At 36.8% G+C, this 16,910-nt stretch carries 11 protein-coding genes; 2 read left to right on the top strand and 9 right to left on the bottom strand.

The window, feature by feature from the left end:
* The first annotated feature begins 86 nt into the window (after window positions 1-86).
* Window positions 87-410, top strand: a complete 324-nt coding sequence (gene trxA, locus ACFILL_RS00600; RefSeq protein ID WP_273790200.1) for a thioredoxin — start codon at window positions 87-89, stop codon at window positions 408-410.
* A gap of 691 nt (window positions 411-1,101) precedes the next feature.
* Here the strand turns inward: trxA and tsaE are convergent.
* From tsaE to accD, 6 genes are all read right to left on the bottom strand, one after another.
* Window positions 1,102-1,572 carry a tRNA (adenosine(37)-N6)-threonylcarbamoyltransferase complex ATPase subunit type 1 TsaE gene (gene tsaE / locus ACFILL_RS00595; protein ID WP_273790201.1) on the bottom strand — a complete coding sequence of 157 codons (471 nt, stop codon included), beginning with the start codon at window positions 1,570-1,572 and terminating at the stop codon, window positions 1,102-1,104.
* Between the two features lie 51 nt (window positions 1,573-1,623).
* Window positions 1,624-4,089, bottom strand: coding sequence for a PAS-domain containing protein (locus ACFILL_RS00590; RefSeq protein ID WP_375643011.1), 2,466 nt, complete (start codon window positions 4,087-4,089; stop codon window positions 1,624-1,626).
* Window positions 4,090-4,123: 34 nt separating this feature from the next.
* The gene (gene ahcY / locus ACFILL_RS00585; protein ID WP_375630596.1) at window positions 4,124-5,521 is read right to left on the bottom strand and encodes an adenosylhomocysteinase; all 1,398 of its coding nucleotides are present in this window, start codon (window positions 5,519-5,521) and stop codon (window positions 4,124-4,126) included.
* Window positions 5,522-6,095: 574 nt separating this feature from the next.
* Entirely contained in the window at window positions 6,096-7,094 is a 999-nt protein-coding gene (locus ACFILL_RS00580) for a complex I NDUFA9 subunit family protein (RefSeq protein ID WP_273790204.1), read from the bottom strand.
* A gap of 43 nt (window positions 7,095-7,137) precedes the next feature.
* Window positions 7,138-8,457, bottom strand: a complete 1,320-nt coding sequence (locus ACFILL_RS00575) for a folylpolyglutamate synthase/dihydrofolate synthase family protein (protein ID WP_273790205.1) — start codon at window positions 8,455-8,457, stop codon at window positions 7,138-7,140.
* A 4-nt stretch (window positions 8,458-8,461) separates the two neighbouring features.
* Window positions 8,462-9,382, bottom strand: coding sequence for an acetyl-CoA carboxylase, carboxyltransferase subunit beta (gene accD / locus ACFILL_RS00570; protein ID WP_375630594.1), 921 nt, complete (start codon window positions 9,380-9,382; stop codon window positions 8,462-8,464).
* 974 nt (window positions 9,383-10,356) lie between these two features.
* Between accD and ACFILL_RS00565 the strand changes: the two genes are divergently transcribed.
* Window positions 10,357-11,076: a sulfate transporter family protein gene (locus ACFILL_RS00565; RefSeq protein ID WP_375630592.1), complete on the top strand. Its 720-nt coding sequence runs from the start codon at window positions 10,357-10,359 to the stop codon at window positions 11,074-11,076.
* Between the two features lie 1,855 nt (window positions 11,077-12,931).
* Here the strand turns inward: ACFILL_RS00565 and coaBC are convergent.
* From coaBC to ubiE, 3 genes are all read right to left on the bottom strand, one after another.
* On the bottom strand, window positions 12,932-14,353 hold the full coding sequence (gene coaBC / locus ACFILL_RS00560) for a bifunctional phosphopantothenoylcysteine decarboxylase/phosphopantothenate--cysteine ligase CoaBC (protein ID WP_375643010.1): 1,422 nt from the start codon (window positions 14,351-14,353) through the stop codon (window positions 12,932-12,934).
* Between the two features lie 68 nt (window positions 14,354-14,421).
* Window positions 14,422-16,008 carry a 2-polyprenylphenol 6-hydroxylase gene (gene ubiB, locus ACFILL_RS00555; protein ID WP_273790209.1) on the bottom strand — a complete coding sequence of 529 codons (1,587 nt, stop codon included), beginning with the start codon at window positions 16,006-16,008 and terminating at the stop codon, window positions 14,422-14,424.
* A 2-nt stretch (window positions 16,009-16,010) separates the two neighbouring features.
* Window positions 16,011-16,793 (bottom strand): bifunctional demethylmenaquinone methyltransferase/2-methoxy-6-polyprenyl-1,4-benzoquinol methylase UbiE, encoded by a 783-nt coding sequence (ubiE, locus tag ACFILL_RS00550; RefSeq protein ID WP_375643008.1) that lies wholly within the window; start codon window positions 16,791-16,793, stop codon window positions 16,011-16,013.
* Between the last annotated feature and the right edge of the window lie 117 nt (window positions 16,794-16,910).

The raw sequence follows: 16,910 nt of genomic DNA, 5'->3' as shown, positions 1-16,910 counted from the left end.
AGTCCTTTAATAATTTATCTTTGCAATAACTTGATATGAATTGTTATTATACCAATCTATAAAAAGTGAATATAAAGGATAAATCAATGACGTGTATAAAAGTTGATAAGGACAATTTCGAAAGTGAAGTTCTAACCTCTTCCACCCCTGTTGTGGTTGATTTTTGGGCAGAATGGTGTGGCCCTTGCAAAGTGATTGCTCCAATGTTGGATGAGATTTCAATAGAAATGCAAAATCAAGTTAAAATTGCTAAGGTAAATATTGATGAAAATCCGGAACTGGCTACCCAATACGGAGTACGTTCTATCCCTACATTATTAATGTTTAAAAATGGAAATATTTCATCGAATATGGTTGGCGCTACCTCTAAAGGACGTCTTTCTGAATGGATAAAAGATGGGCTTAGTTAATTCCACATATAATCACTATAAAGGAGAGAAGTTTTGTCTCTCCTTTTGACTTTTTTAAAATATTCTTTTTTGCATTATATTATAATGAAAAGACAATAAAAATCAAAATTTTAAATGAATTTAAGAATTCGTGCTTTTATGCATGATTCAATTGACCATTTTTATAAAAAATTGCTTTGTATGAAGAATATAGGCAATTCTTTCCTTATATGCGTGTTAAAAAATATTGGGTGAATGATAATTTCATAAAGGTATTTTTTCTTAGATAAGACTATTGAGATAGATAGTGCTTTCAACACATAAAAGGAGATTTTAAGCAAAAACTTTGCAAATTACTTTTCTGAAGCTCACAATTTTTAAGCAGAAAGAAACAAGCAATTCACTACAGGTTATAGAATGCTCTTCTAAAGGGTTACCACTTCAATTTAAAATTCTCTTATACTATTCTCTAGAATCAAAATTGTAGGTATCAGATTCTCTAAAATAAATTGATGAATTCCTATAAATTAACGGCTGTCCTTTGCAATTTATGTCATTGTTATATGAAAGAGTCAGCACTTCGTTTCATCTTCCATGGTCGGTGCCTCCATGAAGCCTTATTTATGTTGTTCATCATCTCAAATTTCATAGGTATATCCTGAGATATTACCAACTAAAAAAATGATGATGCCCATGATTATATCTATGTTTTTTAAAATGTACGAATTGTAAAAGACTGTTGCAAACATTCAATGGAATGTTGTGCTGATTTAACTGTTACATGACGCCCATGTTCTTTATAGTGTAAGGTGAGTGCAAAAGTGGCAAGCTCTAAAAGAGCTGTATTTCTTTCTGGCCATTCAACAAGTAAAATATTTTTCTCACGAGCTTCATGAAGCCCTAATTCATCAATTTCTTCTGCCATAGAAAGGCGATAAAGATCAGCATGAATAATTTCAAACTTTGGAAGTTGATAGCTTTGCACAAGAGTAAAAGTAGGGCTTGGAACATCCATAGTGTTATCGTTTGCAAGTGTTTGGATGATTGTACGTGCAATGGTTGACTTTCCAGTTCCAAGATCCCCTTGCAGCGTTACAAGATCTCCTGGCTTTAAAGAAAGAGCTAAATTTTGTGCAAAAAGCTTTGTTGCCTCTTCATTTTCAAGAAAAAAACTAAAATTCATTAAAAGTTCCATGAAATGGATGAAAATTTTTTGTTATCATAAAAGTTAAAATTAAAAAATCTTATCTCCTTTGGAGAGTGGGAAAAAACATTTAACTGTTGTTCCTTTTCCAGAACCGGTAAGAATTTCAACATGTCCACCGTGTAGTTCAACGAAACTTTTCACAAGGGAAAGGCCAAGACCCGCTCCCGCACGCCCACCATGGTGTGAATGGGAAGAAAAACGTTTAAAAATACGATCAAGGACGTCTTCTGGGATGTCAGAGCCCTGATTGTGAACGCTAAAGACAATGTTATCATCTTGTTCATCGACGCAAAATTCAATAGTACTCGCCTCCGTTGCAAAATTAATAGCATTGCTCAGTACATTCACAAAAATTTGATGCAAGCGTTTTTCATCAGCAGAAATAGAATTTAAGGAAGGGGAAATTTGTTGTAAAAGCGTAATATGACGTCCATTAAGGCGATCTTCTACGCGTGCTACTGCTTGTATCATAGCATCGGCAATGTTAACCGATTTTATGTCCAACTCCATAATGCCTGCATCAAGGGTAGCAAGATCAAGAATATCGTTAACAATATTTAAAAGAGTTCCTGATTCTGAATGAATGTGTTCAAGATATTCTTGTTGACGTTCATTGATAGAGCCGAAAATTTGATCACGTAAAATATCGGAAAATCCAATAATATTTGTGAGAGGTGTGCGCAATTCATAAGAAACATGTTGGACAAATTCATTACGCAAACGATCAGCACTTTCTAATGCTTCATTTTTTTCTTGAAGAGCACGAGCAACATGGACAGTATCCGTAACATTCACAAAAGTAAGCATCGTTTGTCCATTAGGAAGAGGGACCAGAGTATAGTCAATAATCATATCATTTTTAAGATCTATACGACCTGAAAATGTTTCACGTTTTTCAGCAAAACCGGTAATGAACTTGGTAAACTGATCCCATTCTGTCCCCAAGGTTAAGGCTGAACAATGGCTTTGTAACTGTGTAATATGGGTTCCTTCTACCAGTAAATTATAAGGAAGAGACCACAATTTCGACAAGGCAGGATTCGATAAGCGAAGGCGTCCATCAGTACCAAAAACGACCACGCCTTCAGAAAGTTTATCAAGTGTTTCACCTTGTATTTTAATAAGTGTATTATAACGGCGCTCAAGATCAATTTTTTCTGTAAGGTTTTCGTAAAGCCAAGTGACACCTCCTTGTGGATGAGGGTTCGAGACAACACGCACCGTACGCCCATCTGGAAGATTCCAAATTTGTTGGTTTGATTCTGTTTGCCAATAGGCTTTTAAAAGTTCTTCTTTCCATGCGCGCCAATCAGGGTGTTCAGCAATGAGCCCCTTTTCACGTAAACGTTCAAGAAACAATGTATGGCTTGGTTCACTTTCTAAAAAAGAACTCTCCAACGGCCATAAAATTTTGAAAGCATGATTACAGAATTTTAATTTTTGGTTTGTATCAAAAATGGCTACAGCTGTTGAAATTTGGTCAAGTGTTTCACAATGGCTTTGAAGAACATATCTTAATTCATGAGCAAGATTTTCATATGCGCTGTCATCACGTGCAAAAGCTGCCATTCCTTCAGCTGTTGTAATACGTGTGAGATGAAAACGGTGCCGTTCTCCACCAATAACCGTATGAACATGTTCTTGAAAAATTGTTTCTGTTTCATCTGTTTTGCGTTGTGTATTTTCATTGAAAAGATCCCCCACGTCATCACTGTCTTCAGGAAAGTCTGTCATTTCTCTAAAGGCGCGATTGATAAAACAAACTTTTCCTTCACAATCTTTTATCCATACGGGCTCTTGAATAAGATCAAGAAGATTACGCTGCATTCTCAGTTCAGTAAGAAGGCGGGCTATATCTTTCTCTAAACGAGCATTTTCACTCTGTTGTTTTGAGATATCTTGAAAACGAGCAATAGCGACTGTTCCTGCGATGACTCCTGTAACTTGTAGCAGTACATTGTTTGTGGTGGTGATAGAAAGATCAAAAGGGTGACATTTACAACGTAGTTGAGTCAATGCATAATCAAGTTCTCGCAGAGAATTTTCTTCAACCCAGAGCTCAAAACGCTGAAAATCTTTCTGATCGATTCCTATTTTTTGCAATGCAGAAAGAGCACCAACAACACGGGGTAAGGTTGTTGGATTTTCCCAAATAAGAAGGAATTGCTCGGTTTCTTTCAGAAGCCATTCATAATATTTAAGTTTTTCAGAAAAATTTGCCTGAAGTATCTTCAAAGGCTTCTGTGCAGTTTTTTTTGCACGCACGGTAACAGCTATGCACGAGAGAAGTGAAGCACAAGAAATTCCTCCACACAGCGCTAAAAGCAGCCATGGACTATTTGGAAAAGTGAAGAAAAATGGTAAATAACCTTCCAATGACTGAGCAACAGCGCATGTTGGAGAAAAAAAGAAAAAAAGGCAAAATATATACGTATAGATTCGGATCTCTTTTTGAGCTTTTTCTTTGGGGGTATAGTCACCAAAGCTAGGCACGGCATCTTTCCCTTTTTTAACCCAAGGAAACGTATTAGTAACGGTAATGGTTTGGTTTATAAGGTCCTTGTGGTGAGACTCCAATATAGGCGGCTTGTTCTTCTGATAAAACACTTAATTTTATTCCTAACCGATCAAGATGTAGACGTGCAACTTTTTCATCAAGATGTTTAGGCAAAACAGTGACTTCATTTGTATAGTGTTCTGCACGGGTAAAAAGTTCAATTTGCGCTAAAACTTGATTAGTAAACGAGGCTGACATGACAAAAGAAGGATGCCCAGTCGCATTCCCGAGGTTTAACAAACGCCCTTCAGAGAGCAAAATGATGCGTTTTCCATCGGGAAAGGTGATCATATCAACTTGTGGTTTTATATTTGTCCATGGCAAATTTCTAAGGGCAGCGACTTGGATTTCGTTATCAAAATGACCAATATTTCCAAGAATACACATATCCTTTACTTGTCGCATATGGTCTAAACGAACAACATCTTTATTGCCTGTTGTCGTGATGATAATATCAGCACTGGAAGCAGCATCATCCAAATTAACAACTTCATAGCCATCCATAGCGGCTTGAAGAGCGCAAATAGGATCAATTTCTGTTACTTTAACACGAGCCCCAGCACCAGAAAGAGATGCTGCTGAACCTTTACCTACATCACCATAACCACAGACAATGGCAATTTTACCGGCGATCATCACGTCTGTTCCACGTCGAATACCATCGACCAATGATTCTTTACATCCATATTTATTATCAAACTTTGATTTAGTGACGCTATCATTAACATTAATAGCAGGAAAAGGTAGAAGTCCTTCTTTTTGTAACTGATAAAGACGGTTTACACCTGTTGTGGTTTCTTCGCTTACACCTTTAATTGCTGCACGCTGTCGTGTAAAAAAACCTGGCGTTGCATCCATACGCTTTTGTATTTGTTTGAAAAAAATTTCTTCTTCTTCTGTTTTGGGATGCGATAAAATATCTTTATTTTGTTCTGCACGACTTCCCATTAAAATATAGTTTGTGGCGTCAGCTCCATCATCTAAAATAAGATTGGAAGGATTACCATCTGGCCATTGGAAGATTGCATCTATATAAGTCCAATATTCTTCCAATGTTTCACCCTTAACGGCAAATACAGGAATGCCAGTTGCGGCGATAGCTGCTGCTGCATGGTCTTGCGTAGAAAAAATATTGCTAGAGCTCCACCGTATATCGGCGCCAATCGCTTTTAATGTTTCAATTAAAACAGCTGTTTGAATTGTCATGTGCAATGAGCCAGAAATACGCGCTCCGCGCAAAGGTTGGCTGGAAGAAAACTCCTTACGACAAGCCATCAAACCAGGCATTTCAGTTTCAGCAATATTAAGTTCTTTACGACCATAAGCGGCAAGTGCAATATCTTTGACAACAAAATCTTGAGCTGCCATTCTTCATTCCTTTAAAATAAGTTTTTCCAAGACGGTAGGAGAAATTAAAAAAAAATGCAAGACAAGAAGAGGACTTCTCTATGTGAAAAAGCTCTTTTAAAATCTCTAGAGGGAATACCTTTTAAATAATAAAAATGGTGCATTGCTTCACAGTTTTTATATCGATTTTTTATGGGATAATATCGAAAGTAGTATACCCATATTCTACTCACTTATGCGGTTGTTGAAAAAGGAAGTATTACTTTAATCTCATTATTAAGCTTTTTAGCAAAATAATATAATGCAAAGCCATAGGCTATCATGTTTATGAATAGGCAATTCAGAATCGGTTCTTTAGGATTCCAATATTGCATCTGCTCTTGGATAAAGACAGTTTATAAGAAGTGCTTTTCTCCTGTTTTCAAAGATTTTTATCAAAAGACTATAGATATACGATTAAACATTTTTTGTGATACTGAATAGAGTATTTAAAATGTAAAAACATCACTCTATTGAACACTCTGATTTTAAAACTGCTAACAACGAGCGATGAATTATAAATCAAATAATTAACTCAGTTTTAGAAGAATTTATTCTAAACGAATAGGTTTTGGGAAAATTGACCATGTGGACGAAATCGCCAAAGATAACTTGGCAAGAATGCTGCCATTGCTCTGGGGGTAATTCCCACACCTTCTAGAGTATATCCATTCTCTATAGCTTCTTTAGAAACAATGTTATCCATTTGCAAAAAACGTATCTGATTGGCTGTTACGAGTGTTGGTACAAAAGGCAATTTACCGACTGTTCCCAAAATTCCTCCAATCAATAGACCAGCAGAAAGGGGCATGGATAGGATTGTTTTTTTACGGTGAATAATTTTGAGTATATTTTCAAGAGTATTTTGGAAGGTGATAATCTGGGGACCACCAAGATCATAATTTTTTCCCCAAGCAACTTGTCCATCTAAAGCGCGCGCGATAAACTCAGCAACATCACCAACATACACGGGTTGCAATTTGCTTTGCCCACCTCCAAAAAGAGGCATAATTGGTAAAAAACGTGACAAATCTGCCAAGGTGTTAAAGAAACAGTCCTCTGGTCCAAAGATAACGGATGGACGGATAATAATTGCTTGAGGATGCTTGTTATGAATGATTTGTTCACCCATAAACTTAACACGTGCATAAAGACATGAAGCATTCTCGTTAGCCACAAGTGTTGACATATAGATTAGCGGAATACCAGTTTCTGCTGTTAATTCAGCAACATTGTAAACACCATCAATTTGTGTTTTTTTAAAATTCGATTGATTTGCTTGTTTTAAGCTACCAGGCAAAAACACTGCTGCATCAGCTCCAAGCAATGCGCGTGCAACAGAAGCACGATGCTTGATATCTGTTTTAAGCATTTGGGTTTGTCCTACTTCTCCTATTTGAAGCATGTAATAAGCTTTTTGTGGACAACGAACAGCGATACGAACGCGATACCCCCGCTTAGTCAAAGTTTCAACGACATGTCGTCCTACAAAACCAGATCCGCCAAAAACAGTAATAAGTTTAGGATGTTGATAAAGTGCACAATCAAGTTGCATGATGAAAAAGTCTATCTTTCAAAGTTTTAAAAATGGCTAATTTTTAGCACGGAGGTGTTTTATTGTCACGCAAAATATCGCCCGCAAGATAAAGGGAACCACCAATAAGGACAATTGCCTCTTTATATTCCACCTTAATCTTATGCAAAGCATCTTGTAGATGAGCTTGTGGAGTAGCAAGGATTCCTGCTTTTTGCGCTGATTCAGCTAAGTTTATTGGAGAGATACTTGCATTATTGTTAATCAGCGGTATCGTATATACTTTATCGACAAGGTTTGCTAAGGAACGAAAATAACCGACAGCATCTTTGGTATTGAGCATGCCAGCAATCATAATAATAGGACGATCTGTTTTTTTTCTCCATTGTGCAAGTTCTGCTCCAATAACTTTTCCAGCAGCAGGATTATGACCACCATCTAACCATAAATCGATATTAGGAGACAGTTGATCAACCAAATGTCCCTGGGTAAGATGTTGCATTCGTGCGGGCCAATAAATATTTTTCAAAGCATCATTTATGGCTTGTTCTGAAAGTTGAAAACCTGCTTGAAAGACTGCTTCAAGAGACGCGCCAGCATTAGCAACTTGGTGGTCTCCAATAAGGTTAGGAAGGGGAAGATCCATGAGACCTTGATTGTTTTGAAAAACCATACGTCCATGTTCTTTATAACTTTGATAATCTTGATCAAATAGAGAATAAGATGCTTTATTTTTATTAGCAAGGGGTATTAGAGTAGCAAGAGTTTCTTCATAATTTTGCTTTCCAATGACTACAGGAACGTTTGGTTTGATAATCCCTCCTTTTTGAAAAGCGATTTGAGCAATTGTCTTTCCAAGAAAGATCTCATGATCATAATCAATGGGCATAATAAGTGATACAGCTGGTTTGTTAACGACATTGGTAGCATCAAAATGTCCTCCCAATCCAACTTCTAAAATGACAACATCAGCTGGATGTATACTAAACAGCATAAAGGCAGCGGCTGTAAAAATTTCAAAAATAGTAATCGGCTCTTGACGATTTACTTTTATAATTTCATGGATTGTCTCAGCTAATTGGTTTTCTGTAACAAGTTGACCACCTCCTTTTTGACCTAACCGGCAGCGTTCATTCCAGTTGACGAGATGAGGTGAGCTATAGACATGAACGCGGTAGCCTGCACTTTCCAAAAGAGCACGGCAAATTGCTGAGGCAGATCCTTTGCCATTTGTTCCAGCGATGTGAATAACAGGTGCAAGTTTTAAATGTGGATTACCAAGACGCTCTAAAAGGTGAACAATACGCTCTAAAGAAAGATCAAATTTTTTCGGATAATTTTTTAGTAAATCATCCACCACCCTTTGTATTTGGCTTTGTTGCATAAATTTAAGCTGCTTTTGTTGTAGAAAGCGATGTTTGAGAGTCTGTTGGGGATGGATCGGAAGGGTTAAAAACAGCAGGGCGTTTCATCATCAAGCGTAAAAGACGTGCAATGGTTGTTTTCATGTCTAAACGCGATACAACCATATCAATCATACCATGTTCAAGCAGATACTCACTACTTTGAAAACCTTCTGGTAGGGTTTCGCGTATAGTTTGTTGAATTACACGTGGACCAGCAAAACCAATCATAGCGCCAGGTTCGGCAATGTGAATATCACCAAGCATGGCGTAAGAAGCAGTAACACCACCGGTGGTTGGATTGGTCAGCACAACAATATAGGGAAGTTTTTCTTCTTTCAACATTTCAATCGCTACTGTTGTACGAGGCATTTGCATCAACGAGAGTGTTCCTTCTTGCATGCGTGCACCACCAGAAGCAGCAAAAAGAACCAGCGGGCGCCTTTCAGCAATAGCAGTATCAAAAGCTTTGATAATAGCTTCTCCTGAAGCCATACCGAGTGATCCACCCATAAAGGCAAAATCTTGAACGATTGCAATAATTGGTAAGCCTTCAATCGTACCACGTGCACTTAAAATATTGTCATCAACACCAAGTTTAGAACGATAATCTTTTAACCGGTCAATATAGCGTTTTTCGTCACGAAATTTTAAAGGATCTGTTACAACTTTTGGATTTTCAAGAGTTGTATAAACACCATCATCAAAAAAATGCATGAGACGATTTTTAGCACTGATACGCATATGATGGCCAGAATTGGGAGCTACAAATTGATTAGCTTCCAGATCTTTATGGAAGATCATTTCACCACTGGTAGGATCTTTAATCCATAGATTTTCTGGAATTTCACGGCGCCCCAATATAGAGTTAATTTTAGGACGAACATAATTTGTAATCCAGTTCATCTTTATAACCTTCCTTTAAATATTGTGCATCTTTTGCATGATTTGAAAGAATATAGAACTTAAGCAGTCACATTTGCTTTACCGGTTGAACAAAGGAGTCTATTTAATACTTTTATCAGTGTACGTATAGCTTGTTTTTTAATTTTTAATTTTTCCCATATCATAACAATTATATGCATCATGAAGAGTATTTCCTATAATAAATTTCTCATAAGTTTTAAGAACTTACATTTTTTTATTTTTTACTTTGGTATTAAAATTCACTCCTTGTGTGGTTAACAAACGCCTTATTTTTTAATAAAAATGAATATCCAATTAATCATTCGTATCAACAGTTTTGAAGAAAAGAAACCTTATAGTATAAGGCGCTAACAAGGCTAAAATAATCCATTAAAGATAATGAATACGACAACGCTATATTAGCGAAACGCTAACATCAGAGCAAGGTTTTTTTCAAAAGGTTTCTTTAAAGCGTATGCTTTTTACAATTAAAATTGAATACGCTCAAAATACTCCTATTCCATTGAACTCAATATTGTTTTGAATAAAAACAAGAGGAAAAAGCATGCCGCCAAATAGTAGAAAAGTACAGAGTATTAGGAATTGTGCAAAACAATTAAGCACGTAGCTAAACGAAGTTAAACAACTCTACTGAATAAATAAAAGTAAACAACTTTCCTCCCAAATAGTTATTATTCCTTAATTTTTTACATATATCATACAAATGCAATAATCTACACTCTGTACAAAAATATTAAAAATTTCTTCTACAACAGCTGCTTTTTAAATTCTTCTTGGTTTTTAAAATTCAAAATTTCTATTCATTAAAACTTTATTTTAAACAAAGAAGCCCTAGCCGTTTTTTATAATGTTCTTGAAAAAAATCTTGTAGTTCAAAGAAAGAAAAAATTATACAGTACATTCTTTAAATATATTTCTTGTTTTTTTTGCGTCTTTCCTTAGTTTATTAATCTATGATTTTTACTGCTGCTTATCGTGCTTTACAACGTCTTTTGACCTCGCAATATCGTATTATGATACTGAAAGCATTGGGGGTTACTTTTTTCACTCTCACCATTTTATGGTTATGTGTGCACCAACTTTTTGTGTCTTACTTTTGGCCCTGGATTGCTCAATTTCTTCCTGGACTCCCTAGTTGGGCAGGATGGATTGGTTTTAGCATGCTTATCATTTTTAATCTTGGTTTGGCTCTTTTGTTGGCTTTTTTGATTGCACCAATCGCAGCTATGATTGGTGGTTTTTTCATTGACTCTGCTGCTGAAATTATTGAAAAAGAGGATTACCCAAACGAGCCTATTGGACAAGCTTTGCCGTTTCGGCGTTCTCTTATCATTTCCTTTAAATTTGTTATTTTAAGCCTTCTTGGTAATGGAATTGCTTTTATTTTATTCTTCATACCAGGTATTAATTTAATTGCTTTTTATCTTATTAATGGTTATTTGCTCGGTCATGAATATTTCTTGTTTGCTGCTTATCGTTTTCGAACAGAGCAAGATGCACGTGCTTTTTTACATACTCATTACACAACGGTTTTTGGTGCAGGATTATTGATAGCGCTTTTTGTTTCAATTCCAATTCTTAATTTAGCAACACCGCTTTTTGCAGCCGCCTTTATGACATATTTACACAAAATGCTTTCCCAAAAGACCATGGCACGCATTACACAAAAATAGTGTTCCTTGACTTTAAGGTTAATAAAACTTGCTAGCCAAAGAAAGCATAATATAAAATTTTATGCTTTATCTTTTATTAAAGCAATATATTGATTTATAATGATAATTTATTGTTTCACAACATGAATGAAAAACCTAAATATCATGAGGATTTCTTATTTTAGTCCTATTCATATTAGATCAATTGAAATCGTTTGTTAATATGTCATAAACGGAGGTGGTGTGCAGATAAAAGTACTTTCAAAAAGGCGTGAAATATCTTTTATGAATCCTCTTAATGCAAACATTATCGTCGCATTGAAAACTGAAAAAGAGTATGATGGTGCCGCTTTGTACCTTCTATTTCAGTAAAAATGGATAGCATAATGTATTTTATACCATTCATGGAGAGTGTATACTCTTCATAAGAGTGTTTTGGCAATTATTGAAAGATATCTGTGTAAAACAAGCACGTAGTTATATAGGAGTAACGTAGTAGCGCCGTAGATATTCTGATTTTGGACAACAGAATGATTAATATGATAAAAGTGGAAAAAATAAGCTTAGGCGATTGACCGTCCGATCCCATGGAAGAGCTCTTTCTTAAGAAGAAGCCAAGAATGAGAGACACCACTGATGATTAAAAATGATGAGATTTTAAAAGCTATAAGTGCAATGAAATAAGAATTCATTGAAGCACTTTTCGTACAAGTGGTGCACTGTATCAAATAATTTTTAGATAATAACACCATTAATTTATGAAGAGAATTGATCATTTTCAACTTGAATAAGAATCCAAAATATAGAAATATTCTTTAATTTCAAAGTCTCTATTCAACATCAAAAAATTATTTACTTGCACATTATAGACGAGACCAATGTATGGATACAAGGCTTTCGATAGAGGAATAAAAATGCTTTTCATGAATCATTACAATGTGAGGATATCATGGATAAAATTCTAATCTTTGTGGTCTTGGTATGCTGGAGAGAGGACACACACATTTAATCTTAAAGACCGATCACTGAGGAAAATAATAAAGGCGTCAGTTTAGACAGTGGTGCAGTGAATTTTGTCTATACTCTTTATAAGCGTTAATGTGAGATATGCTTTAAATTGCATTGAGATATTATAATATATTGATTTATATATTATTTTTCATAGTGAATAAGAGCTCCAAATAAAGTTGTCATATTTTCTCATTAGCTGCTCTCATCATGAAACAATCAAAATCATTTATTTGCATATCATAAATATGACCAATATGAGGATAAAAACATTGAAGAAAGAAAATGCTTTTTATAAATTTTATCCAGTGCAAGAGCTTTGTCAAAATTGATGGTAGCCAAAGTGAATGATAGCTTGTTTTTTTATAAGCTGGGGAGACAGTGGTGCAAGAGATCCTACTTTTATGAAGGCTAAGGTGATACGGGATTTTAAAAAAAATATTTCCCAACGCTCGTCACACCCATTTCGCGACAGCGCTTGTGAATGGTATAAGGGCAAAGTTCTCGTGAATAATATAAAACTTATAGGGCATCACTATCTTTACGCTTAATAAAAAGAGCACGCTGGCGCCATCATCCTCAGTGTTGCCCGAGACGGCCCATTATAAGCGTTTTTAGTTCTTTCTTAAACGTTTTGTATTCATACAGCTATCCTTGTTTGCAATGTACAAGAAAATGATTTTTATTGCTTTAACATGAGAGAAATTGGAAATGAGAGAATCTTACGATATTTGGGTTCTAATTTAATATGAACAATGCGAGATTATCATTATAAATCAAAAATATTGTATAACAATCGAGATGAATAGACACCTATTGTCAGTTCTATTTTATAGGTTTTTTTAATATCAACGCGTTTGAAGAGTTATTATTTGCAAAGGGGTATATTTTCCTCATGAGGAGTAGGTGTTTTGGGGGCAAAAAATGATACAATCACGTTTGCTAATTTTTGCGCTACGTGTTGTTTACTCATATGGGGCCATTGTTCAACTTTTTTTCTACTTACGAGATAAACTTGATTTGTATCAGCACCCATGACACTTGTGCCATCTAGTTGAAGAGAAATATCATTAGCAAGAATGAAATCAGCTCCTTTTTCAACACATTTTTTTTGCGCATTGGCAATGATATCACATGTTTCTGCAGCAAAACCAATGACCAGTGAGGGGCGGTTTGGAGCGTGTCCAATCGTTGCTAAAATGTCAGGATTTTCGACCATATGAAGGGATGGTGGTATTTTATGAGCATTCTTTTTAATTTTGTGTAAAGACTGCGTTTGACTGCGCCAGTCACAAACAGCGGCAACAAAGATGGCACCATCAGCAGGCAATGCGGTTTGAACGGCTTGTAACATCTGTTGTGCTGTTTCAACATGAATGGTTTTTACTTCTTGTGGGTCTGCAAGATTAACAGGTCCACAAATAAGTGTTACTTTTGCACCCAAATGCGCAAGAGCGGTTGCGATGGCATGGCCTTGTTTACCTGAAGACCGATTAGCAAGATAACGTACTGGATCAATTGGTTCATGGGTAGGGCCAGAGGTAACGATGAAATGGCGGTCAGAGAGAGGTTTTTCATGCCCATTCAAAAGAGCCTCTATGGTAGCAACAATAGTTAAAGGTTCGCTCATGCGCCCATATCCTATCTCGTCACGTTCAGCCATATTTCCGATTTCTGGTCCGATGATATGAACGCCATCTGCGCGCAGTTGTGCAACATTGCGAATAGTGGCAGGATGCGCCCACATGGACGGATTCATGGCGGGTGCAATTAAGAGTGGACAGCGTGCCGCTAAAAGAATGCAATCAGTCAGATCATCTCCTATGCCATTGGCTATTTTTGCAATGCGATTGGCTGTAGCAGGGGCTAAAATAATAAGGTCAGCATTACGTGCTAATCGGATATGTCCAATATCATGTTCTTCTTCGCGTGAAAATAAATCAGTATATACAGTACCACCGCTTAAAGCTTCAGCGGCTAAAGGCGTAATAAATTTTTGCGCTGCTTTTGTCATTACAACTTTTAAGTGTGCTCCACGTTCTTGTAAACGGCGAATCAAATCAAGTGCTTTATAGGATGCAATACTTCCACCAATAATAAGAAGGAGAGATTTTGATTTCAATGATTTCATTTCAACAGCACTAGCATGAAGGGGTTGTGTGGTGAGAGGAGTGGGATTGCTTAAAAGGCGTCGGACTTCTTCTTCCATAGAAATACCATTTTGCGCGGCGCGTATACGCAAAGCTTCTTTGGTTTCAGGAGACAGGTTACGAATGGTAATACTGGCCATAAAATACCTCCAAGAAATAAAATGATTGCAATGATTTCATTGTTGATATTTTTAGCATATTAAGGAGATTAGAAAAGATGAAAAAAGTAAAAAGTAAGAAAAGTGCAACAAAGTGCAATGATGAAAAGGCTATAACGACCATAACGGTTTCGATGACTTTGTTCCACAGCAAGTTGTTTGAGGGTAGTAGGAGAAAGATTAAAACCTGTTTTTCTCATTTGATTAAAATCTTCTTCTATCCGTTGGAAATTTTGAACCAATTGTGGTGTTTTGCGTGCCAGCGAAAGGAGAGCTTGTGCTCCTTCACTAAAGTCTTTGGCAACGCCTACGGGTCCTAAATTTTTACTAATCCATTCTTTGACAACGGGTTCAGAAGCTTTCCACATATTAAAAGTGGGGTCTAATGTGCGGGCAACGCCTTCCACAACAACCATCGTTTTTTGCAACAATAAAAGTTCAGGTCGCGTTTGCATGTCAAATAATTCAGTGACTTCAAACAATAAAGTGAGCAATTTAGCCATGGAAATGCTTTGTGCTGATTGTCCGTGAATTGGTTCGCCAATAGCGCGGTTGGCTTGCGCAAAGCTTTCAATATTATGGTGTGAAGGAACATAACCTGCCTCAAAATGGGCGCGTGCAACCCGATGGTAATCGCGGGTAATAAAGCCATAAAGGATTTCAGCAAGGAAATGCTTTTCTTTTTTACCAAGCCTTCCTGTAATGCCTAGGTCAACAGCAACAATACATCCTTTTTCATCTACAAATAAATTACCAGGATGCATATCGGCGTGAAAAAAACCATCACGCAATGTATGGCGAAGAAAAGATTGAATAAGCGTAATAGCGAGCGCCTTCAAATCAAAACCTGCTTCTTTAAGTTTGGAAGTTTCGGATATTCTTATACCATCAATCCATTCCATTGTAAGGACATTACGTCCTGTCCGTTCCCAGTCAATACGTGGAACCCGAAAGCCTGTATCATGTTGAATATTTTCAGCCATTTCAGATATAGCTGCTGCTTCTAGGCGTAAATCCATTTCAAGCCGTGTTGTTTGTGCTAAAGTATCCACTACACAAACAGGACGAAGCCTTCGAGAGGCAGGGATATAGCGCTCTTGTAAATGAGCAATGAGATAGAATCCTCTAAGATCTTTAGAAAAACGTGCTCTGATATTGGGACGAATAACTTTTACAGCACATTTTGTCGTATGGCCAGTTTCATCACTGTATTCAGCTGGATGAACTTGAGCAATAGAAGCGGCGGCAATGGGGGGATAAAAATTTACGAATAAATCATCAATAGAGCGACCAAGAGAACTTTCAATTTGAGCAATAGCGGCGGTACAAGAAAATGTTTGGACGCGATCTTGTAGTTGTGACAAATCTTTCGCAATATCATGGCCGACAATATCAGGCCTTGTTGCAAGAAATTGACCAAGTTTTATGTAAGAGGGTCCAAGCTTATTAATGGCATACGAAATATTTTCAGATCGCTGTTTCTTTTTTGTTTTGCGTCTTGCTAATGCGCCCGCTATACGATGACATAGCGCTGGAAATCCTTGAAGATCATCATGAGGAAGAGCACTTAAAACACCTTCACGTGTTAAAACCCATCCTGCACGCATCAATTGAAAGTAAGGGGAAATTTGCACCATTTTTAAATTTTCCAACCTGAATGCAGCGCTGCAATCGCACCGGTGAGATTGCGGTACGATACCCGCGAAAACCCCGCATGCTTGATCATATGGGCAAAATCATCTTGCTTAGGAAATTTGCGGATAGATTCAACCAAATAACGATAAGCATCGCCATCATTTGCGATAAATTGACCCAGCGTAGGGATAGCATGGAAAGACCAAAGATCATAAATTTTATCGAGCCAAGGCATCTCGACATTTGAAAATTCTAAACATAAGAAACGTCCACCGGGCTTTAAAACACGAAAAGCTTCTCTAAGAGCTTGATCAATATGAGGAACATTGCGAATTCCAAAAGCAATCGTGTAAGCGTCAAAGCTTTGATCTTCAAAAGGTAGATTTTCTGCATTGGCTTCAACAAAATCAATCAGAGGGGCAAGACCATTTTTTTGTGCGCGTTTTTTGCCAACGCTGAGCATTGAGCCATTAATATCAAGTACTGTAGCATGGGCTTTTTGGCGTGAAGCATTAAGAATACGAAAAGCAATATCACCTGTACCGCCAGCGACATCAAGAACTTTCCAATGAGAAAGTGCTGGTGGGGAAAGCCAAGCAACCATGGAATTTTTCCACACACGGTGTAGCCCTAAGGATAAGATATCATTCATCTTGTCATAATTTTCAGCGACAGAATGAAACACACCATCCACCATGGATTGTTTTTGCGTTTCATCTACTCTTTTAAAACCAAAAGAGTGCTCCATGCCACCCTTGGTTCCTACACGTTCTGTTTCAATTGCCATGTATATGATCTTCCTTATTTTTCTTTTATCGTAAATGAAATAGAGAGGGAATGTTCAACTACGAAAAAACAACGTATAAAACTACGACATTTACACAGCCAAAAACAGAAGAGTACC

Origin of the sequence: Bartonella sp. AP20NXHL (assembly GCF_042196165.1) — a bacterium.
Classification (GTDB): Bacteria; Pseudomonadota; Alphaproteobacteria; order Rhizobiales; family Rhizobiaceae; genus Bartonella.
Note: the sequence above shows the minus strand (reverse complement) of the source record. Positions and strands in the feature narration are given on the sequence as shown.